The organism is Micromonospora sp. DT62, from assembly GCF_049847285.1.
Classification (GTDB): domain Bacteria; phylum Actinomycetota; class Actinomycetes; order Mycobacteriales; family Micromonosporaceae; genus Micromonospora; species Micromonospora reichwaldensis.
In genome coordinates, this window is record NZ_JBNCOB010000027.1 from 40,861 (window position 1) to 60,499 (window position 19,639).

17 protein-coding genes are annotated in these 19,639 nt (G+C 73.4%); 1 reads left to right on the forward strand and 16 read right to left on the reverse strand.

What is annotated here, in order from left to right; all coding sequences use genetic code 11:
• Positions 1–63: 63 nt before the first annotated feature.
• The 13 genes from ACPXCB_RS26490 to ACPXCB_RS26550 form a co-directional block, all read right to left on the reverse strand.
• Complete coding sequence (locus ACPXCB_RS26490) at positions 64–768, reverse strand: tryptophan 2,3-dioxygenase family protein (RefSeq protein ID WP_425878405.1); 705 nt, start codon at positions 766–768, stop codon at positions 64–66.
• A 367-nt stretch (positions 769–1,135) separates the two neighbouring features.
• The gene (locus ACPXCB_RS26495) at positions 1,136–3,181 is read right to left on the reverse strand and encodes a glycosyl hydrolase family 28-related protein (protein WP_425878407.1); all 2,046 of its coding nucleotides are present in this window, start codon (positions 3,179–3,181) and stop codon (positions 1,136–1,138) included.
• Positions 3,182–3,238: 57 nt separating this feature from the next.
• Positions 3,239–5,614: a discoidin domain-containing protein gene (locus tag ACPXCB_RS26500; RefSeq protein ID WP_425878409.1), complete on the reverse strand. Its 2,376-nt coding sequence runs from the start codon at positions 5,612–5,614 to the stop codon at positions 3,239–3,241.
• Positions 5,615–5,778: 164 nt separating this feature from the next.
• Positions 5,779–6,783, reverse strand: a complete 1,005-nt coding sequence (locus ACPXCB_RS26505) for an LLM class flavin-dependent oxidoreductase (protein WP_425878411.1) — start codon at positions 6,781–6,783, stop codon at positions 5,779–5,781.
• The gene (locus ACPXCB_RS26510) at positions 6,780–7,106 is read right to left on the reverse strand and encodes a TIGR04076 family protein (protein ID WP_425878412.1); all 327 of its coding nucleotides are present in this window, start codon (positions 7,104–7,106) and stop codon (positions 6,780–6,782) included. Before ACPXCB_RS26510 ends, ACPXCB_RS26505 begins: the two co-directional genes overlap by 4 nt.
• The gene (locus ACPXCB_RS26515) at positions 7,103–7,480 is read right to left on the reverse strand and encodes a nuclear transport factor 2 family protein (protein ID WP_425878414.1); all 378 of its coding nucleotides are present in this window, start codon (positions 7,478–7,480) and stop codon (positions 7,103–7,105) included. The genes ACPXCB_RS26510 and ACPXCB_RS26515 overlap by 4 nt, the downstream gene beginning before the upstream one ends.
• 51 nt (positions 7,481–7,531) lie before the next feature.
• Complete coding sequence (locus ACPXCB_RS26520; protein ID WP_425878416.1) at positions 7,532–9,190, reverse strand: DUF885 domain-containing protein; 1,659 nt, start codon at positions 9,188–9,190, stop codon at positions 7,532–7,534.
• Complete coding sequence (locus tag ACPXCB_RS26525) at positions 9,187–10,425, reverse strand: amidohydrolase family protein (RefSeq protein WP_425878418.1); 1,239 nt, start codon at positions 10,423–10,425, stop codon at positions 9,187–9,189. The genes ACPXCB_RS26520 and ACPXCB_RS26525 overlap by 4 nt, the downstream gene beginning before the upstream one ends.
• A 10-nt stretch (positions 10,426–10,435) precedes the next feature.
• Positions 10,436–11,419 (reverse strand): ABC transporter ATP-binding protein, encoded by a 984-nt coding sequence (locus ACPXCB_RS26530; RefSeq protein WP_425878420.1) that lies wholly within the window; start codon positions 11,417–11,419, stop codon positions 10,436–10,438.
• Positions 11,416–12,393 carry an ABC transporter ATP-binding protein gene (locus ACPXCB_RS26535; RefSeq protein ID WP_327028434.1) on the reverse strand — a complete coding sequence of 326 codons (978 nt, stop codon included), beginning with the start codon at positions 12,391–12,393 and terminating at the stop codon, positions 11,416–11,418. Before ACPXCB_RS26535 ends, ACPXCB_RS26530 begins: the two co-directional genes overlap by 4 nt.
• A gap of 3 nt (positions 12,394–12,396) precedes the next feature.
• A complete protein-coding gene (locus tag ACPXCB_RS26540; RefSeq protein WP_357580079.1) occupies positions 12,397–13,317 on the reverse strand; it encodes an ABC transporter permease in 921 nt (306 codons plus the stop codon).
• Complete coding sequence (locus ACPXCB_RS26545; RefSeq protein WP_199184498.1) at positions 13,314–14,402, reverse strand: ABC transporter permease; 1,089 nt, start codon at positions 14,400–14,402, stop codon at positions 13,314–13,316. The genes ACPXCB_RS26540 and ACPXCB_RS26545 overlap by 4 nt, the downstream gene beginning before the upstream one ends.
• 7 nt (positions 14,403–14,409) lie before the next feature.
• A complete protein-coding gene (locus tag ACPXCB_RS26550) occupies positions 14,410–16,017 on the reverse strand; it encodes an ABC transporter substrate-binding protein (protein ID WP_425878423.1) in 1,608 nt (535 codons plus the stop codon).
• Positions 16,018–16,318: 301 nt separating this feature from the next.
• Between ACPXCB_RS26550 and ACPXCB_RS26555 the strand changes: the two genes are divergently transcribed.
• On the forward strand, positions 16,319–16,855 hold the full coding sequence (locus ACPXCB_RS26555) for a helix-turn-helix domain-containing protein (protein WP_425878424.1): 537 nt from the start codon (positions 16,319–16,321) through the stop codon (positions 16,853–16,855).
• Positions 16,856–17,215: 360 nt separating this feature from the next.
• Here the strand turns inward: ACPXCB_RS26555 and ACPXCB_RS26560 are convergent, their stop codons facing one another.
• The 3 genes from ACPXCB_RS26560 to ACPXCB_RS26570 all read right to left on the reverse strand — a co-directional run bounded on the left by ACPXCB_RS26560 (position 17,216) and on the right by ACPXCB_RS26570 (position 19,605).
• Positions 17,216–18,319: a magnesium and cobalt transport protein CorA gene (locus ACPXCB_RS26560; protein ID WP_425878426.1), complete on the reverse strand. Its 1,104-nt coding sequence runs from the start codon at positions 18,317–18,319 to the stop codon at positions 17,216–17,218.
• 64 nt (positions 18,320–18,383) lie between these two features.
• Entirely contained in the window at positions 18,384–19,004 is a 621-nt protein-coding gene (locus ACPXCB_RS26565) for a class F sortase (RefSeq protein WP_425878428.1), read from the reverse strand.
• 112 nt (positions 19,005–19,116) lie between these two features.
• Positions 19,117–19,605: a hypothetical protein gene (locus ACPXCB_RS26570; RefSeq protein ID WP_357580070.1), complete on the reverse strand. Its 489-nt coding sequence runs from the start codon at positions 19,603–19,605 to the stop codon at positions 19,117–19,119.
• Positions 19,606–19,639 lie beyond the last annotated feature (34 nt).

A 19,639-nucleotide genomic window follows, 5' to 3' on the forward strand; every position in this document is an offset into this window, starting at 1 on the left:
GACATTTCGGTCGCCACGCAGACAGGTGGGGAGGGATTGACAATTCCTGGTGGACGAGGATTGTCAGGGACGACCGACCTGTGATTCGTCACCGGATTCGTCGGTGGGCTTCAGGCGGGCCCGCCACAGTTCGGGGAAGAACCGGTACCCGACGAGCTTGGCGAGCATCGTCGCCTCGGCGCCGTCCGGGGCGTGGCCCCCGACGCGCAGGGCGAGCTGGTAGTGCCGCGTCCGCCACAGCGACACCCGCTCGTCCCACTCGACGAGCGCCTCGGCGAGCCGCTGGACGGGGTCCGCCGGATCCGGCCGGCCCAGTGTGGCCGGGTCGACTCCCTGGGCTTCCAGCTGCTCGGCGAACGCCAGGCCGAGCTGTCGGCTCGTGGCCTGGACCTGCCGCCAGCCGGGCGACTCCGCGCCGGATCCCTTGCCCAGCGCCGGTTGCATGGCCTGGAAGTCGGCCGGGGACAGGTGCCGGAACATCTCCAACTGGTCGGTGACCAGCTGGATTCCGAGCGTCGCCCGGGCCAGCAGCGACTCGGTCACCGCCAGCTCGCCGGCGCGCAGCCGGGTGACCGCCTCGGCCAGCTCGGCGGCGGCGAGTTTCAGCCACAACTCAGTGGACTGGTGCACCACCTGGAAGAGCAGCTCGTCGCGGTGGAGCCTCTCCTCCGGACGCCGTTGCAGGTCGAGCAGCGCGTCCAGCCGCATGTAGCGCGCATAGTCCGTGGCGCCGTCGCCAGGCAGCACAGGTGAATGGTCCCGCTTCACGGAATTGTGTCCCCTTCGGTCGGCGTCGCCGCATCGGAAACCGACGGTGCGACAGCGCGTGCGGCGGCCATTATGCAACGACGAGAGGCAATGTGTCACGTCTCTGTCGCGCCCCGTGTCCGTTTCGGAAAGAGGGGGGTTTCCGCCATTTTCGGCGACATTCACAAGGCGGCTTGTTAGCACATTTGGTCGACATTCGTCAATCGTGGGTGAACGGCTGACCCGTCACACGGCCGGCGGGTGGGTGCGGGGTTGGGTCGACGGTTCCCGTCGGGCGGGGCACGAGAAAGCCGCCGCCGTGCCGGGGTGTCCCGGTACGACGGCGGCTGGCGGTGGGCGGCGGAGTCCACCGCCCACCGCGGGGGGCTTACCAGGCCGACGGCGGCGGTGGCGGCACGACCGGCGGCCGGTCGTCGCAGGTGATGGTGTTCGGCAGCTGCCACGGGGCCAGCCAGCCGCCGTCGTTGCCGCCGAGGTCGGTGAGGGCGAACTCCGAGCCGGTCGCCGGGAAGTTGAACGACCCGCAGTTGTTGACGCCGACGGCGCCGACGTTGCGGGCGTCGACGTTGCGCAACGAGGCCGACCCCGCCGCCCGGGCGCTCAGCACGGAGGTGCCCGTGCCGTCGACCCGGATGTCCTGGAACCGGACGCCGGTGATCGAGTGGAGGTCCTTCAGGGGCCAGTCGCTGACCAGCATGATGGCGTTGTACGTGTTGTCGAGGTAGCTGTCCCCGATGACCTCGATCCGCGCGTCGATGTCCCGGTCCAGCGCGTAGAACCAGATGGCCCCCAGCCCGATCTTCCAGTTCAGCTCGTACGTGCCGGCGCGGGCGGTGGTGTTGCCGGTGATCAGCAGCCGCCCGGTGAACGGCTGCGCGCCGAAGCGGGACCCGACCTGGATCGCGCTGCCCTCGCGCACCGGGTCGGCGACCAGGTTGTGCGACACGGTGAGGTCGGTGCCGCCGTAGAGGGCGATGCCGTTGGCCAGCACCGGCGACTGCACGGTGTTGTGGTCGAACCGGTTGCGGGCGTTGCCGACCTTCTCCGACCACATGGCGAGCCCGTCGTCGCCGCTGTTGCGGACGAAGGTGTGGGCGACCAGCGAGTCGGTGACGCCGGTGTGGAAGTTGAGCCCGTCCGCGATCTGGTCGACGATGATCGTGTCGGTGACCCGCACGTTGCTCATCGGCCCGTCGAACCAGATGCCCACCTTCGTGTGGCGCAGGTGCAGGCCGTCGATGGTGGAGTCGCTCATCGCGCCACCGATCGCGTTGACCTGGTCGGTGTCGATGCGCTCGCGTACGTCGCCCTCGATGGCGAAGCCGGAGAGGTGCACGTTGCGGCTGCCGCCGTCGGCGGCGCTCCTGCCGTAGAAGCCGACGCCGGTGTGCACCGAGCCGTCCGGCGCGGGCGCGGGCAGCGTGACCTCGCGTCCCTTGACGATCGTGTACCAGTTGCCGGCGCCCTCGATCGTCACGTCGTCGACGATGATGTGCCGGTTGACCTGGTACGTGCCGGGCGGCAGGTAGACCGGCACGTCCGCCCGCCGGGCGAAGGCGATGGCCCGGTCCAGGGCGGGGGCGGAGTCGCGGCGGCCGGTCGGATCCGCGCCGAAGGCCAGCACGTTCGCGGCGCGCAGCCGGACGCGCGGCGGACCGACGAGTTCGGAGTCGAGCAGGTCGATCACCGTCCACGCCGCGTTGCTGCCGGCCGGGGCGGTGAGCCGGATCCGGTCGCCCGCCCGGTACGTCCGGCCGAGCAGCAGCCGCTGCTCGTCGTAGAAGTGGCTGGGGCGGAACGGGGTGGGGATGCTCGGGTACGGCGTGGTGGCCGCCGGCACGCACGAGCACTCGGTGATCCACCAGTCCGGGTGCAGCAGGCCGGCGGTCGGGTCGTTGGAGAACGGGTACTGGTTGTAGAGCCAGGCGTACTGCGAGGTGAGGGTCATCGTCCGGACCCGCCGGTCGTTGACCGCCACGTCCAGCGGGGCGGTGATGCCGCCGCCCTGTGGAGCGTCGGGGATGCTGTAGCGCACGGTGATCGCGTTGGCCGCGCGGGGCAGGACGAACTCGACGTACCGGCCGGGGGTCAGCCGGACCGCGCGGCGGCCGGAGGCCTCGGCGGGCAGCGTGTAGGCGGTGCGGTCGGGGCCGATGACCTCGCCGTCCGTGGTCGCGTTCTCCGCCTCCTGCTCGACGAAGTCGACGTCGGCGCCGCGCCCCGCGACGAGTTGCGGGTCGAGGCCGGCCCTGGTCACCACCGGTGCGGTACCGGCGGGTGGGGTGGCGGTGGCCGGGCCGGGCGCGCCGGCCAGGACGCCGAGGGCGGTCGCGAGCGCGACGGTGGCGGCGACCGCGGCCCGGGGCCGTCGCCGCGACGACGGTCCGGGCAGCGCAGATCTGCTCAGGGGCATGGCGTGACTCTTCTCGTGGTGGGACGGGTCCGGCCGCGCGGCCGGCAGTGACCGCCGCTACGCGGCGTACACCTCAAGCTGGGACAGTTGCGCCGCCGGCCAGCCGGTGTTGCCGGTGACGCGGATCCGCACGTACCGGCCGGGCGTCGCCGGGACGGCGATCGTCACCTGGTTGCCGGTGGCCGGATCGAAGACGTGGGCGGCGGACGCGACGGCGGTGCTCCAGGCGGTGCCGTCCGGGCTCGTCTCGACGGAGAGGGTCTGGGTGCGTCGCTGCCAGGCTGCGGCGGGCGGGAGCCGGAGCACGACCTGTCCGACGGGGACGGTCGCGCCGAGGTCGACGCGCACCCACTGCGGGAAGGCGTTGCCGGCGCTCTCCCAGTAGGTGTCGGCGCTGCCGTCGACGGTGTTGGCGCAGCCGTAGGCCTGCACGTGGCTGCTCTCCGTCACCGGCCTGCCCCGGGCGAGGTCGGCCCCGGGCGCCGGCGCGGTGGTCGCCGACACGGCGGCGGAGGGCGCCGACAGCGTGCCGGTGCCGTCCACTGCGACGACCGTGAAGGTGTACGCGGTCTGGGGCGTCAGGCCGCCGACGGTGGCGGAGGTGCCGGGGACGGACGCCACGGTCTGCCCGCCCTGGCGCACCTGGTAGCCGGTGATGCCGTCGGGGTCGGTCGACGCCGTCCAGGCCAGCGACACGCTCGTCGAGGTCCGGCCGGTCACCGTGAGGCCGCCCGGCGGGGTGGGCGTGCCGGTCGCCGCGTACACCTTGACCTGGGCGAGTTGGGCCGCCGGCCAGCCGGTGTTGCCCGCGACGGTGACCCGGACGTGGCGGGTGGCGGTGGACGGCACGGTGAGGGTCGCGGTGTTGCCGGTCGCCGGGTCGAACCGGACCCCGACGGGCCCGGTGAGCGTGCTGAAGGTCGTGCCGTCGGTGCTGCCCTGCACCGTCACCGTCTGGGTGCGCGCCTCCCAGCCGGCGGGCACGGCGAGGACGATCCGGGCCAGCGGGTGGCTCGCGTCCAGGTCGACCCGCCACCACTGCGGGAAGGCGCCGTTGGTGGACTCCCAGTAGCTGTTGGGATCGGCGTCGACGGCGTTGCCGGCGGCGAACGCGCCGTTCTGGCTGCTCGCCGACGCCGGCCGGCCGGCGGCCAGGTCGGCCCCGGGCTGCGGGCCGCCGCCGACGACGGGTGGCGTCGGCCGTACGGGGGTCAGGGCGAGCTGCCCCTTGAACATCCGGCCGCCGTCGGCGGTGATCCGCAGGTAGTAGTCGGCGGAGCAGGCGGTGCCGTCCTCGTCCAGCGCCCGGATGCCCGCCCCCGCCGGCGTCGTCGCCTGCGTCTCGCTGGTCTTCGCGATCTGGTTGCCCTCGTTGTACTCGTCGAACATGGAGACGTAGAGGCCCTGCGCGCCCAGCCGGGTCATGTTGTAGAGGTGCCGCCAGTAGAAGTCGCCGTGGCGGCGGTGCCCGGCCGACAGGTCGCCCGGCATCACGCAGGGCTGGTAGTCGATGCCGTGCGCGGCGCAGTCGGCCAGGTCGGGGACGTTGACGTTGGTGTGGAACCAGTCGAGCCCGTCGAGGGTGCCGGTGCGGCCGACCATCCACGGCGAGAGCATGTGGAACGCGTGGTAGACCTCGGAGAAGCCCGGCCGGGAGTCGTTGACGCCCTGCCGCCAGTACGTCGGCACGCCGCCGATGACGTAGCAGCCCTGGGCCTTGAACCAGTTGACGACGTCGAGGCAGGCGGCGGGGGCGAAGGGGCGGCCGTCGTCGTTGAAGCCGAAGCCCCAGACGCAGACCACCGGCCGGCCGTTCTGCCGCGCGTACGCCGGGGAGGCGGTGTGCGCGGACATCCGGTCGAGCCAGTCCTGCTTGATCTGGGACTGCATCGCGGTCCAGCCGGTGACGTCGTACATGACGTAGAACTTGCGGCCGAAGCGTTCCGCCGCGCCACGGACCTTGACCGTCATGGCGTCGCGGGTCGGCCCCTCGTCGCCGAACGGGTTGAACCGTTGCAGGGCGGCGGTGTCGCAGCGGTGCTCCTGCATCCAGCGGAAGTGGGTGTCGACGGTCTGCTGGTCGTAGGAGGAGAAGAGCTGCGCCGGCTGGCCGTTGCCGAGCGGCGGGTAGGCGGTGGTGTAGCCGCGGGCGTACTCCCGCATGTCGGGCCAGGAGACGATTGTGGTGTTGACCGGGGAGGGCGACTGGAACCGGTCGCGGCTCCAGTGCCACCAGCCGCCGATGGGCGCGCCGTCACCGGGGCAGCTGAACCAGCCCTGGTAGCCGACCGAGACCTTGCCGACGACGTCACCGGGCGGGCTGGCCGCGTACGCCGTGCCCCGCAGGGCGGAGACCAGGTCGGTGGGGGAGACGGCGGCGAGCGCCGAACCGGCGGCGAGGGATCCGATGAGTTTCCGACGGGACACCGCCATGGCCGTCTTCCTTCCGGTCGCGGAAAGGTATCGATGGCCATGGTGCAGTAGGCGACTCCACAATGCAAGAGCGAGACCCAGGAATGAAAGAACGCGACCGGGCTCGGAAATTTGTCAGATGGGGGCGGGTCGGGAACCCCTTCCGGCCCGCCCCCACCGCGGCGTCACTCCCTGAGCAGCGGCAGCACCCGGCGGCCGAGCAGGTCGACGCCGCCGGTCGGGGACAGCCCGTGCGGGGTGCCGAACTCCACCCGGGTGGCCCCGGCGTCGAACACCGCCGCGGCCTGCGCCGCGACGTGTTCCGGAGTGCCGGAGAAGGCGAACAGGTCGAGCAGGTCCCCGCCGATCAGCGCGCCGGCGACGTCGTGTTCCTGGCGGGCGACGTGCTGCTGGATCCGCGCCAGCAGCTCCGGGTCGATGTCGACGTTCGGGTCGAGGGCGGCGACCACGGCGAGGTACATGGCCACCTCCGTGCGGGCCACCCGGCGGGCCAGGGCGCCGTCCTCGTCCACCACGGTGACCGCACCGATGACCACACCCACCTGGTCCCGGCCGGCGGGCGTGGCCTCGTCCAGCCAGGCGCGCATCGTCTTGGCCATCGCCGGGTTGGCCGACCCGCCGACCTTGATCTCCGAGGCGAAGGCGGCGGCCGTCCGGGCGGTCTGCTGACCCCAGGTGCCCACCAGGACGGGCACGTCGGCGCGGACCGGGGCGTAGCGCAGCGCCGTGCCGGGCGCCACGGTGAACTCCCGGCCCGCGAAGCCGCCCTCGTCGCGGGAGAGCAGCAGTCGCACCACGTCGACCGTCTCGGTGATCCGGCGCAGCGGCCGGGCCTGCGGCACCCCGACCTGGTCCAGCCAGGTGCCCCGGGCCAGCCCGAGGTACGCCCGCCCGTTCGACGCCAGGTCCAGGGCGGCGACCTGCCCGGCGATCTCCACCGGGTGCATGGTGAACGGGTTCAGGCAGGCCGACCCGAGCCGGATCCGCCGGGTGTGCCGGGCGGCCACCAGCAGCGGGAAGAACGGCGGCTGGTACATCAGGTCGCCGAAGACCGACAGCACGTCGAAGCCGTGCCGTTCGGCGAGTTCGGCCAGTGCGGCGTACTCGTCGGCGCTCTTGTCGGACTGCAGTCCGATGCCGACCAGTCGGCGTCCGTCGTCGGTGCTCACGTCAGGTCTCCAGTGGGAATCTGCCGCCGGGCGGTCCGTTCGATGCGCATGATGACCCGCTCGTCCGGGTCCGGGCAGGCCACGTGACTGTCCCGGGCCAGCCAGTCCTCCGGCGGCAGCGGCCGCTGCTTGGCCGGCAGCAGCGGCAGGCACGCCGCCAGGGCGTAGAGGCAGAAGTGCTTGCCCGGCGGGATGCTGAGCCGGTTCGACTCGGTCAGGTCGATGTGGTCACCCGGCCGCAGGCCGCACACGGAGCGGCCCTCGATCCGCTCCACCACGACCCGCAGGTCGTAGAGGTCGGTGACCGGTTCCTCGGCGCTCATCGGACCGCCTCCGCGTGGTGGTGCACGATCCGCCAGCCCCGCTCGTCGCGGCGCAGCACGTCGGTGACCCGGAAGCAGCCGTCCGGCTGCCCGCCCGCGTACCGGGCCCGCAGGACGTAGCGGACCAGGCCGGTGTCGTCCCACGACTCGACCCGGAACTGCTCGGGCGCGACCGAGGTGGGCGGCGCGGCCGGGCCCCGGTCCGCCGCCCGGCGGTTCCGCAGGTCGTCGAGGGCGGCCAGCCCGTCCAGCAGCTCGGGCGCGTCGGACTCCCAGATCGTCAGGTCGGGGTGCAGCCGGGCGTCGAACGCCGACCGGTCGCCCAACGACCGGTACATGTCGGTGATGGCGGCGGTGAGATCGTCAACGGTCATCGGGGCTCGCTTCCGGTCGGGGCGGACGGGGGTGTCGGGGGTGACGGTGGATCAGGAGAGTTCGGCGAGGCGGGCGCGCAGCGGATCGAGCCCCATCGGGCCGAGCCGCAGGGCGCGGTGGTGGAACCGCTTGCGGTCGAACCTCGCGCCCTCGCGCCGTTCGACCTCGTGGCGGGCCTGCTGCCAGAGCCGCGCCCCGACCTTGAAGGCCAACGCCTGCGCCGGCCAGCCCAGGTAGCGGTCGACCTCGAACCGCGCCGTCGCCGGGTCCAGCCCGGCGACGCGGACCAGGAAGTCCACGGCCAGCTCGGGGGTCCACCGCCGCGCGTCGGTGAAGCCGTTCCCGGCCGGGATCGGCACGTCCAGGTGCAGGCCGAGGTCGATGACCACCCGGGCGGCGCGCCACATCTGCCCGTCGAGCATCCCGAGCCGCTCGGCGGGACCGGCGTAGAGGCCCAGTTCGTCGGCGAGGCGTTCGGCGTAGTGCGCCCAGCCCTCGGCGTACCCGTGCACCTGGCACAGCGAACGCTGCCACGGGTGCAGCTCGGTGGTGGTGAGGGTGATCGCGTGCTGGAGGTGGTGCCCGGGCAGCCCCTCGTGGCAGAGCGTCCCGACGTGCCGCCACACCGGCACCGTCGACTCGCCCGGGGGCGTCGACCACCAGATCCCGCCCGGGCGGGTCAGCCCGGCGTCGGGCGGGGTGTAGTACATGACACCGGAGGCGGCGGGGCTGAGCCGGCACACCACCTGGCGGGTGGCGGCCGGGATGTCGAAGTGCGGGCCGTCCAGGGCGTCGGTGAGCCGCTCGGTGCGCTCCCGCAGCCACCGCTCCAGGTCGGGCCCGACCGGCACCCGGCCGGCGGGGTCGGCATCCAGCGCGGCCCGCGCCGCCGCCACGTCCGGGTGGCCCAGCTCGGCGGCGACCGCCCGCTGCTCGGCGGCGGTGCGGGCCAGCTCCGCCCAGCCGTACGCGTACAGCTCGTCCAGGTCGACGGTCGCCCCGAGGAAGCTGCGCGCGGTGACGGCGTACAGGTCGCGGCCGACGCCGTCGACGCCGGTGGCCCGGGGCGCCATCTCGGTGCGCAGGAACACGGCGAAGTCCGCCGTCGCGGCGGCGGCCGACCGCGCCCCGGCGGCCAGCTCCCCGGCCAGCTCCCCGGCCAGCGGCCCGCCCGGGTGGCCGGCCACCAGCCGGCCGTAGAAGTCGTCGGCGGTGACCCAGGCGGTGCACTGGTCGGCGACCGCCAGCACCTGCCGGCGGGCGACCAGGTGTCCCCGCTGCGCCGACCAGCGCAGCGTCTCGGCGTACTGGCCGAGGGCCGCGGGCACCCGGCGCAGGTGCGCGGCGACGACCGCCCAGTCCTCGTCGGTGGCGCGCGGCAGGTTGTCGAAGACCTGCCGGACCAGGTGCACCGGCGTCGCCAGCGGGGCGAGCAGCCGGGTGGTGAAGCCCGCGTCGTACAGGTCGACCTCGCTGGCCAGCCGGTCGCGCAGCGCGCCCGCGAGGGCCCGCTGCGCCGTGCCGTCGGCGTCGGCGCCGGCCGCCGCCGTGGCGGTGCCGCGCGCCAGCTCCGCGCGGGCGGCGAAGCCGTCGGGGGAGAGGTCCGCGAAGTGCGATCCGGGGGTACGTCCCGCCGCCTCGGCGGCCTCCGGGTCGAGCTCGGCGAGCGCGTCGAGGTACCCGTCGGCGACCTCGGTGATGGTCGTCATCGGGCGAGGCCCAGGCGGCCGTGGTCGTCGCGGTAGGGGACACCGCCCTTGAGCACCGCGTGCAGGGTGCGCAGCGCGGACACCGACCGGGTGGGGTCGTCGCGCAGGACCAGCAGGTCGGCGTGCTTGCCGACCTCGACGCTGCCGAGGGTGTCGGCCTGGCCCAGCCACTGGGCGGGGCGGATGGTGGCGGACCTCAGCGCGTCGGCGACGGGCATCCCGGCGTCCACCATGAACTCCAGCTCCCGCACGGTCGCGGTCGTCTCGTCGTAGCCGGCGTGCGGCGGCATGTCGCTGCCCAGCGCGATCGGCACCCCGTTGCGGATGGCGTGCTGGAGGCTCTCCCAGTGCCGGGGCCCGGCGGACAGGGCGCGGTCCATCAGCCAGCCCGGCACGCCGGCGTCGCGGAAGAACTGCTCGCAGCGGCTGACCACGATGGTCGGGACGTACCAGACACCCCGGTCGGCCATCAGCCGGGTCACCTCGTCGGTCAGCTCGTAGCCGTGCTCGACGCAGTCCAGCCCGAGTTCCACGGCGCGGCGCACCGACTCGGCGGGCCCGGCGTGCGCGGTGACCTTGCGGCCCCAGTCGTGCGCCACCCGGATCACCGCCGCCAGTTCGTCGTCGAGCAGCTGCGGGGTGTCGATCGACTCGAACTCGCCGGCGATGCCGCCGGAGATGCACACCTTGATCAGGTCGGCGCCGGCCCGGATCTGCTGCCGGGTGAGCCGGCGGAACCCGTCCGCCCCGTCGGCCTCCAGGGCGTCGGCCTCCCAGCCGTGCCCCCCGGTGCAGCAGAGGGCGTGCCCGGCGGTGAAGATCCGCGGGCCGTCCACCGCGCCGCGCTCGATGCCCTTGCGCAGGGCGAAGTCGGCGTACCGGCTCTCGCCGACGAGCCGGGCGGTGGTGACCCCGGAGTGCAGGGTCCGCCGCGCCGAGTCGGCCATCAGCAGCACCAGCTCGGCGAGGTTGGAGCGGTGCACCTCGTCGCCGAAGTGACCGGGCAGGCCGAGCGAGAGGTGCACGTGCATGTTGGTCAGGCCGGGCATGACGTGGTCGCCGTGCAGGTCGACCACCCGGGCGCCGCCGGCCTCGGCGAGGACGTCGTCGACCGCGCCGACCGCGCGGATCGTGCCGTCGGCGCCGATCCAGACGCCCTGGTCGCGCTGGAGGTCGTCCCGCACGCCGTCGTAGAGCGCGAGGTTGACCAGGACCTGTTCGGTGGGGATGTGCATGCGGAGTCCTCTACGCGGCGGGCGCGGTGGTCGGCGCCACCGTCGGGTCGTTGAGCCAGCAGGCGGCGCTGCGGCCGCCGAGGTCGAGCGTGGGCGGCTGCTCGCCGCACGGCGCGAACGCGTGCGGGCAGCGCGGCCGGAACCGGCACCCGGTCGGCGCGTGCGCCGGGTCGGGCACCTCGCCGGCCAGCGTCCTGGGCAGCTGCGGGTGCGGGCCGATCTGCGGCACCGCGTCGATCAACGCCTGGCTGTACGGGTGCCGGGGCGAGCGCCACAGCTGACGGGTGGGTGCGGTCTCCACGATCCGGCCCAGGTACATCACCGCCGTGACGTCGGCGATCTCGTGCACCAGGGACAGGTCGTGCGAGATGAACAGCATGCCCATGTCCAGGTCCCGGACCAGCCCGACGAGCAGGTTGACCACCTGCGCCTGGGACGAGGCGTCCAGCGCGGTGACCGGCTCGTCCGCGATGATCATCCGGGGCTCCGGCGCGAGTGCCCGCGCGATGGCGAGCCGCTGCCGCTGGCCGCCGGAGAACTGGTGCGGGTACCGCTCCGCGGCCCCGGTTGGCATGCCGACCCGGTCCAGCAGGTCGGCGACCCTCGCCCGGCGGGCGGCGCCGGTCACCGTGTCCGGCACCCCGTCGAGGAGCTGGGCGCCGATGGTGCGCCGGGGGTTCAGCGACGCGTACGGGTTCTGGAAGACCATCTGGAGCCCCACCTGCGGCACCGGCCGGCGCCGCCAGCCGAGCGGGGTGACCGGGCGGCCGGCGAACCGGATCGCCCCGGCGCTCGGCGCGGCCAGCCCGACCGCCACCCGGGCCAGCGACGACTTGCCGCAGCCGGACTCGCCGACCAGGCCGACGATCTGGCCGGGCGCCACCTCGAGGCTCACCCCGGCCACGGCCCGTACCGGCCCCCGCCCGCGCGCCTTGTACTCGACCTCGACGTCGCTGATCTCGAGCAGGTTGCCCGAGCCGACGGGCTCGTTCATGCCGCCACCTCCAGGTGCGGACGGACCACGCAGGCCACCGACCGGTCGGCGCCGGCGGGGGCGAGCGGGGGCGGCGCGCTGCCGCAGGACGGCTCGGCGTACCCGCACCGGGGTTGGAACGGACATCCGGGCGGCGCCTGCCCCGGCGCCGGCGGTCCGCCCGGGATGGGGCGCAGCGTGCCGACGGCCTGGGTGCCGTGCGGGCGGGCGCCGAGCAGCGCCGCCGTGTACGGGTGGCGCGGCGCGGTGAGCAGCGCCCCGGTGGGACCGGTCTCCACCACCCGCCCGGCGTAGAAGACGTACCCGCGGGTGGTGAGCGCGCTGAGCACCCCGAGGTCGTGGGTGATGAACGCGACGGCCAGCCCGGTCTCGGCACGCAACTGGTCCAGCAGCGCCAGGATGCCGGCCTGCACCGTCACGTCGAGCGCGGTGGTGGGCTCGTCGGCGATCAGCAGCCGGGGGCGGGCGGCGAGGGCGATCGCGATGGCCGCCCGCTGCCGCATGCCGCCGGAGAACTGGTGCGGGTACGCCCGCACCGCCCGCTGCGGGTCGGGGATGCGGACCTGCTCGAGCAGCTCCACCGCCCGCCGGTCGGCCGCCCGCCGGTCCAGGCCCAGGTGGACCTGCATGTGTTCGGTGAGCTGCCGGCCGATCGTGAGCATCGGGTGCAGCGCGGCGGTGGGGTCCTGGAAGACCATCGCGATGCCGGCGCCGCGTACCTTCTGCCAGCGCTTCGTGTCCAGGCCGAGCAGCTCGGTGCCGGCGAACCGGGCCGATCCGGTGACCTTGGCGCCGGCGGGCAGCAGCCCGAGCAGGGTCTGCGCGGTGAGGCTCTTGCCGCACCCGCTCTCCCCGGCGATGCCGACCATCTCGCCCTCGTCGACGGTGAACGACACGTCGTGCAGGATCGGCAGCGGCCCGGTGGGGCCGGGCAGGGTGACGGCCAGGGAGTCGACCTCGAGCAGGGGTGCCATTTCTCAACGTCCCTTCGCGTAGCGGGGGTCGATCCGGTCGCGCAGCGCGTCGCCGAGCACGTTGAAGGCCATCACCACGGTGAGGATGGCCAGACCGGGGAAGACGCTGACCCACCACATGGAGAGGTCCTGCGAGCCGAGCGCCACCATCGAGCCCCACTCGGCGGCCGGCGGGCGGGGGCCGAGGCCGAGGAAGGAGAGCGCGGAGAGCAGTAGCACGGCGTTGCCCAGTTCGAGGGTGGCCAGCACGATCGCCGGGCCCACGCTGTTGGGCAGGACGTCGCGGCGCAGCGCGCGCATCGGCCCGATGCCGAGCAGTCGGGCGGCGCTGAGGTAGTCCTCGCCGCGCATGGTCAGCACGGCGCTGCGGATGACCCGGGCGTAGACCGGCCAGGAGACGATGACCAGCGCGAGGACGGCGTTGCGGGTGCTGGGGCCGAACGCGGCCGTGACGGCCATCGCCAGGATGATCTGCGGGAACGCGAAGACCAGGTCCGTCAGGCGCATCAGCGCCTCGTCGACGAACCGGCCCACGTAGCCGGCGACCAGGCCGAGCAGGCCGCCGATCAGCAGGGCGAGCGAGACGATGGCGAGCGCGAGGGGGATCGACAGGCGGGAGCCGTGGATCACCCGGCTGAACACGTCCCGGCCGAGGGAGTCGGTGCCGAACCAGTGCGTGCCGGACGGCGGCGCGTAGGCGTCGGGACTCTGCGCCAGCGGGTCGAACGGCGCGACGAGCGGGGCGAAGAGCGCCGCCAGCAGCCACCCGCCGAGGATGACCAGGGCCACCACGGCGATCGGCTGTCGCCAGATGGGCCGCGCCGTCGAACGTCCCCGCAGCCGGCCGCCCAGGAAGCGGCGCCGAGTCAGCGCGGCGGTCGCCTTGGGGTCGGGCGCCACGGGATCGGGTGCGAGTGCGGTCATGACAGGCGGATCCTCGGGTCGATGAGCCCATACAGCAGGTCGACCGTGAGGTTGACCAGCGTGTAGACCAGCGCCACGAACAGGCTGACGCCGAGGATCGCGGGCAGGTCCAGCGCCGTCGCACTGCGGTACGCGTACTGGCCGAGGCCCGGCCAGCCGAAGATGTTCTCCACCAGCACCGTGCCGGAGAGCAGCGAGGCGAAGGCCAGCCCGGAGACGGTGATCACCGGGACCAGGCCGGCCCGCAGCAGGTGCCGGCGGAACACCACCCGGGCGGGCAGGCCCTTGGCGTACGCGGCCCGGATGTAGTCCTGCTGGAGCACCTCCAGCATCGACGAGCGGACGAAGCGGACGAGCATCGCCACGGTCAGGCTGGTCAGCACGAGCACCGGCAGGATCAGGTGCTGGGCGGCGTCCCAGGCGACGTCCCACTGCCCGGCGAGGGCGGCGTCGACCGTGTACATGCCGGTCACCGTGGGCGGTGGGCTGAAGTCGGTGGAGAGCCGGCCGCCGCTGGGCGCCAGGCCGAGCTGGTAGAAGAACACGTAGAGCACGACGAGCGACAGCCAGAACGGCGGGGTGGAGAGGCCGAGCAGCGCGCCGACGCGGATCAGCTGGTCGGTGACCCGACCGTTGCGTACGGCGGCGAGCATGCCGATCCCGGTGCCGATGAGCAGCGCCAGCACCATGGTGGGGATGGCCAGTTCCATGGTCGCCGGCACGTACTGCAACAGGTCGTCGGCCACGGTGCGGCCGGTCTGCTGGGAGATGCCGAGGTCACCCGTCAGCAGGTTGCCCAGGTACTGGAAGTACTGCACGTACAGCGGCTGGTCCAGGCCCCACTTCTCGCGGAACGCCGCGACCGTCGCGGGGTCGTTGAGCGCCTGGTCGGAGAGGTTGGCCGTGACCGGGTCGCCGGGCACCACGGTGACCAGGCCGAACGTCACGATCGTGACGCCCAGCAGCAGGCCGGCGGTGATGGCCACCCGCTTGAGCAGGAAGACCAGCAGTGCCCGGTGCGGCCGGGGCCGGGACACGGTCGTGGTGACCGCGCCCGGCTCGGCGTCGTCGACTGTCGTCGTCATGGAGTGGCTACCCCCGGCCCACCGCGGCGAGGTCGACCTGCCAACCGGCGGCGGTGTAGTCCGTGCCGGTCAGGTCACTGCTCGCCACCACCACGGAGGAGTTGCTGGCGAGGACGACGTACGGCGAGGCGGCGTTCATCGCCCGCTGCCACTCCTGCATGGCGGCGGCCCGGGCGGCCAGGTCGAGGGTCTCGGTGACCTTCTTGCCGGCGGCCACGACGGCCGGGTCGGCCCGCTCCACCGTCCAGCCCGAGCGCAGCGCGGTGGCCTGGCCGGGGGACATGTTGTTGATCAGCGAGTCGGCGACCGGGTAGTTCAGGCTCTGCGGGGTGAACCCGAGGGCCATCTTGCCCGTACGCATCTCGTCGAGGAAGGTGGTCAGCGGCTGCGGGGTCAGCTCCAGCTTGATGCCGGCCTCGGCGGCGTCGCCCTGCACCTTCGTCGCGACCGTGCCCAGGTCGACCCCCTTGTAGGTGATGGCCGGGTAGTTGAACTTGACCGTGGGGTTGGTCAGCCCCGCCTCGGTGAGCAACGCCTTGGCCTTCGCCACGTCACGCTTCGACTCCTCGCCGGCGGGCAGCGCGCCCGGGTAGGCCGGGGCCACCAGGCCGGCGCCGGGGGCGGCGCCCTTGCCGTACAGCCCGGCGATGCCCTGGTAGTCGATGGCGGCCCGCAGCGCCTGGTTGAACTTCGGGTTCGAGCTCACCGGCGACACGGCCGGGTCGGCGTTGAGGAAGAGGAAGTAGACGGTGTCCTGCATGGCGGAGGTCTTCAGGCTGCCCGGCAGCCCCTCCAGCAGCTTGCCGGAGATGTCCAGCGCGATCTCGGAGCCGCTGGCCCGCTGCATGGTCAGCTTCTGGGTCTGCACGTCCATGTTGCGCAGCACGACGCGGCTGAACTCGGGCTTGTCGCCCCAGTAGTTGGGGTTGGCCTCCAGCACCACCTGCGCCGACGGGTCGTACGACTTGAGCACGTACGGGCCGCTGCCGACGGAGTTCGTGTCGAGGTACTGCTGCGCGGTGTCGCTCTTGGCGGCGTCGGCGGCGTCGGTCGCGCCGTGCTCCTTGGCGACCTTGGAGTTCACCACGCCGGTGGAGGGCATCGCGAGCACCACGGGGATGTTCGGGTCGGCGGTGGCCGAGGTGACCACCACGGTCCGCTCGTCGGTCTTGGCGAACGTGAGGCCGCTGACCATGACGGCCGGGCTGGCCTTGACGTTCTTCAGCCGGTTGAGGGAGAAGACCACGTCGTCGGCGGTCAGCGCGGTGCCGTCGGAGAACTTCACGCCCTCGCGCAGCTTGAAGGTGAAGGTCTTGGCGTCGGGCGACGCCTCGAACGACTCGGCCAGCGCCGGGACCGGCTTGCTCACGTCCGAGCCCTCGAAGGTCAGCAGGGTGTCGTAGAGCGAGTGCACGGCGGTGAGGCCGGTCGCCTCGTAGATCCGGCCGGGATCGAGGGTCTTGAGGACGAACGAGGTGTTGACGGTGAGGGTCTTGGCCGAACCGCCGTCACCGCTTCCTCCGCTGCCGCCCGCGCTGCACGCGGTGCTGGAGGCTATGGCCAGCGCCGCCAGAGCGATCGCTCCGACGCGGAGCCGGCGAGGGGACACCGACATGCTGTTCCTACCTTCGTATGGGCCGGCCCGCGCGGGACGGGCTCTGGGGGCTGTCACACCCGGTGACGTCGGTGACGCCGCAGCCGGGCCGTTGGTGCAACCGTGGCGGCTTCGCGGGTCTGCGCCGTTGTGCCGTCATGGGGTTGGATGTACCCGGACGGGACGCGTGTCCGGTTCGTGTCTCAATGCCGCTTGTCTAGTAGCGCCAAACGCATTTACCTTATGTTCGACCACCCTAGACAGCGCGTATAGTCACGTCAAACATTTCTAGCCACACTGTTTTAGGAACGAGGAAAGACGCATGCTCGGTGACCAGCTCCGCGACCTGCGCCAGCAGCACTCCCTCACGCTGCGCCAGCTCGCGGCAGCGGCCGACGTGTCGCCCGCCCTGCTCAGCCAGATCGAGAACGGCGCCACGGACCCCAGCCTGGCCACCCTGCGTAAGCTCGCCAAGGTCTTCGACACCTCCATCGCGGCGCTGTTCTCCGAGCCGGACGCCCCGCTGGTACACATCAGCCGGCCCGGCTCGCGGTCCCGGCTCGCCGCGCCTCCCGGGCAGATCGCCTACGACCGGCTCACGCCGGGGCGGGGCGACCTGGAGGTGCTCGAAGCCGAGCTGGCGCCCGGCGACGCCAGCTCCACCGAGCCGTGGGCGCACCCCTCCACCGAGTGCGCGATCGCCGTCACCGGTGAGGTCGTCGCGGAGATCGGCGGCGAGAGCTACGTGCTGAGGACCGGCGAGGCGATCACCTTCGACTCCCGGCTGCCCCACCTCTACCGCAACGCCAGCGACCAGCGGGCCCGGCTCATCATCGCGGTCACCCCGCCGACCCCCTGACCCACCCGGCACGTCACCCGGCCCGCGTACCCGCACCTGGGCGGTACGACGGCGCCCGTCGGAAGAACCCGCAGCGGACCGTGACAGCGTCGACTTGCGCGGCGTGCCGGCCGGTCACGTCCGCGCGCCGCTGCGTTCACCGCGCAGGCGTCGGTCAAGTCCGTCCCCCTGCGCGCCCTCGCGGTCGGCGACGCGCCGCCCGAGGCGCCCTGACCGACGATCCGGCGATGTCGACGCTGCTGCGCAACGTCTTCGACCGGATGCTGGCGTCGGCCCCGGCCGTTCGGGCCACCGAGGTCCCGATGCCGCGCACCAGCCCCGCGCCCGCGATCCCGGAGCCGTCCACGACGGAGCAGGCGCTCAGAGCCAACCCGAGCGGCGGAAGAGGCGGTGCAGGGCGAACGCGGTCAGCGCCATCAGGCCGAGCACGGTGGGATAGCCGTAGCGCCAGTGCAGCCCCGGCATGTTGGTGAAGTTCATGCCGTAGATCCCGGCGATGCCGGTCTGGGTGGCGGCGATGGCGGCCCACGCGGCGATCTTGCGCATGTCGTTGTTCTGCTCCACCGCGAGCTGCGCCAACCGGGACTGCACGATCGAGTTCAGCAGCTCGTCGTAGGCGGCGACCCGGTCCACCGCCCGGGTCAGCCGGGCGTCCACGTCGACGAACCACCGGTGCAGGCCGCGCGGCGGGTTGTCGGGCCGCTGGTCGAGCAGGGAGCGCAGCGGCGCCTGCAGGGGCTGCACTGCCCGCTTGAACTCGACCAGCTCCCGCTTGAGTTGGTAGATGTGCTGGATGTCGGCCGAGCGGTCGCGGGCGAAGACCGCCTCCTCGACGCGTTCCAGGTCCCGCTCGACGTGCCCGGCGACCTCCAGGTAGAGGTCGACCATCCGGTCGCAGACCGCGTACGCGACCGCCCACGGGCCCTGCGCGAGCACCGCGGGGCGCTGCTCGACGTCGGCGCGCACGCAGGTGAGCGCACCCGCGGCGCCGTGCCGCACCGTGACGGCGAAGCGGTCGCCGACCAGCACCATCACGTCGCCGGTGTCGACCACCTCGGAGGTGTCGGTCAGTTCGGCGTGCTCGACGTAACGGGCGGTGCGCAGGACCAGCAGGGTCACGTCGCCCTCGCGGCGCACCGTGGGGCGGTGGCCGTCGGCGAGGGCCTGCTCGACGGTGAGGTCGTCGAGCCCGAAGGCGCGGCCGACGGCCGCCATCACCACCGGATCGGGCTCGTGCAGACCCAGCCAGACGAAGGTGTCGCGGCCGCGACGGCTGCGGGCGTACGCGTCGGCGTAGTGCGGGCGGCCGGGCTCGCGCCGCCCGCCGACGTAGACGGCACAGTCGACCACGGCGTCGGGATTGGAGCGACGGGGCTCCGGCGCGCGCTGCCCGGGCAGCGGTCGGCCGAGCAGCCGGTCGAACACGGCCGACAGCCTGACCCGCTCCTTCGCCCGCCGAACCACCCGTTCCCCTCCGCCGCGCCGGCATCCGCGCGGACACCGTACTCGGGTCCGGCGGGTCCGGGGGTCACGGCACCCGGGTGGCGAACACGACGACGTTGTCGACGTAGTTGCCGGTGTCCCGGTCGAACCGGCCGCCGCAGGTGATCAGCCGCAGGCCGGTCGCGTCGCTGGGCCCGTAGACCAGGTCGGTGGGGAAGCGGTCCTTCGGGTACGACCCGACGCCGTCGACGGCGAAGTTGGCGACGCTGGCGTCGGCGCGGGTGATCCGCACGGTGTCGCCGGGTCGCAGCCGGCCGAGGTCGAAGAAGACGGCGGGACCGGCGGCGGAGTCGACGTGCCCGACGATCACGGCGTTGCCGGTCTCGCCGGGGCTGACACCGTGCCGGTACCAGCCGGCCAGGGTGGGCCGGTCCAGCGGCGGCACCTCCAGGTGCCCGTCGGCGTCGGCGCCCACCGGGACGATCCGTGCCCGCACGTCGATGGCCGGGATCCGCACGTCGACCGGCGCGGCCCGGTGCAGCGGCGGCACCGACGGCGCGGAGCGGGCCGGTGCGGGGGTGTCGGCGGCCTCCGGCCGGGGCGGGCGGGGCGGGGCCGTCGCCAGTCCGGCGGCGACCAGGCCGAGCCCGGTCGTGGCGAGCAGGACGACGACCGTGACCGCCCAGCCGGGCCTGCGCCAGGACACGATCCCACCTCCGTACGCGTGCGCCCGGGTGCCCGCTCCGGTGGGTTCACCGGTGCGGGCACCCGTGGCAGGGATGGACGGCTTGCAGGAGTGGACGGCACGGGGCCGTCGGTCAGAGCGTGGCCGCCGCCATGTGGCGCCGGCGGCGGGCCAGGACCAGGGCGCCGCCCGCGGCGGAGCCGAGCAGGGCGCCGCCGGCCGCCAACGCGCCGGTCCCGTCGGTGTCGCCGCGCCCGCCGGCCTGGGCCCCGCCGATCGGGGTGACGGTGAACGTGGCGCTGCCGGCCGCGCTGCCGTCGCCGCAGGTCGCGGTCACGGTGTAGGTGCCCAGGGTGAAGCCGGCGGTGAAGAGTTCGGCGCTCAGCCCGCCGCCGGCCGCCGCAGTGGTGGACCGGACGTTCTGGTCGCGGTCGGGGCCGGTGACGCGGAAGATCGCGTCGCCGGACTTCGGGTTGCAGGTCGTCGCGGTGAGCACGACCGTCCCGCCGACCGGCGTGGTGGCCGGTGACACGACGGTGTCGGCCAGCGCCGCGCCGGGGAGCAGGAGCGTGCCGAGACCCACGCCGAGCGCCGCCGATACGAGAACTGTCTTTGCCTTCATACGCGTCTTCCCTCACTTTTCGTCCGCTGACTGC

Bases quoted from the DNA above. Each gene is read 5' to 3' on its own strand.
- ACPXCB_RS26570 (WP_357580070.1), bottom strand. From the start codon at position 19,605: ATGAAGGCAAAGACAGTTCTCGTATCGGCGGCGCTCGGCGTGGGTCTC.
- ACPXCB_RS26525 (WP_425878418.1), bottom strand. From the start codon at position 10,425: ATGCACATCCCCACCGAACAGGTCCTGGTCAACCTCGCGCTCTACGAC.
- ACPXCB_RS26545 (WP_199184498.1), bottom strand. From the start codon at position 14,402: ATGACGACGACAGTCGACGACGCCGAGCCGGGCGCGGTCACCACGACC.
- ACPXCB_RS26550 (WP_425878423.1), bottom strand. From the start codon at position 16,017: ATGTCGGTGTCCCCTCGCCGGCTCCGCGTCGGAGCGATCGCTCTGGCG.
- ACPXCB_RS26500 (WP_425878409.1), bottom strand. From the start codon at position 5,614: ATGGCGGTGTCCCGTCGGAAACTCATCGGATCCCTCGCCGCCGGTTCG.
- ACPXCB_RS26495 (WP_425878407.1), bottom strand. From the start codon at position 3,181: ATGCCCCTGAGCAGATCTGCGCTGCCCGGACCGTCGTCGCGGCGACGG.
- ACPXCB_RS26520 (WP_425878416.1), bottom strand. From the start codon at position 9,190: ATGACGACCATCACCGAGGTCGCCGACGGGTACCTCGACGCGCTCGCC.
- ACPXCB_RS26540 (WP_357580079.1), bottom strand. From the start codon at position 13,317: ATGACCGCACTCGCACCCGATCCCGTGGCGCCCGACCCCAAGGCGACC.
- ACPXCB_RS26510 (WP_425878412.1), bottom strand. From the start codon at position 7,106: ATGAGCGCCGAGGAACCGGTCACCGACCTCTACGACCTGCGGGTCGTG.
- ACPXCB_RS26515 (WP_425878414.1), bottom strand. From the start codon at position 7,480: ATGACCGTTGACGATCTCACCGCCGCCATCACCGACATGTACCGGTCG.
- ACPXCB_RS26530 (WP_425878420.1), bottom strand. From the start codon at position 11,419: ATGAACGAGCCCGTCGGCTCGGGCAACCTGCTCGAGATCAGCGACGTC.
- ACPXCB_RS26555 (WP_425878424.1), top strand. From the start codon at position 16,319: ATGCTCGGTGACCAGCTCCGCGACCTGCGCCAGCAGCACTCCCTCACG.
- ACPXCB_RS26535 (WP_327028434.1), bottom strand. From the start codon at position 12,393: ATGGCACCCCTGCTCGAGGTCGACTCCCTGGCCGTCACCCTGCCCGGC.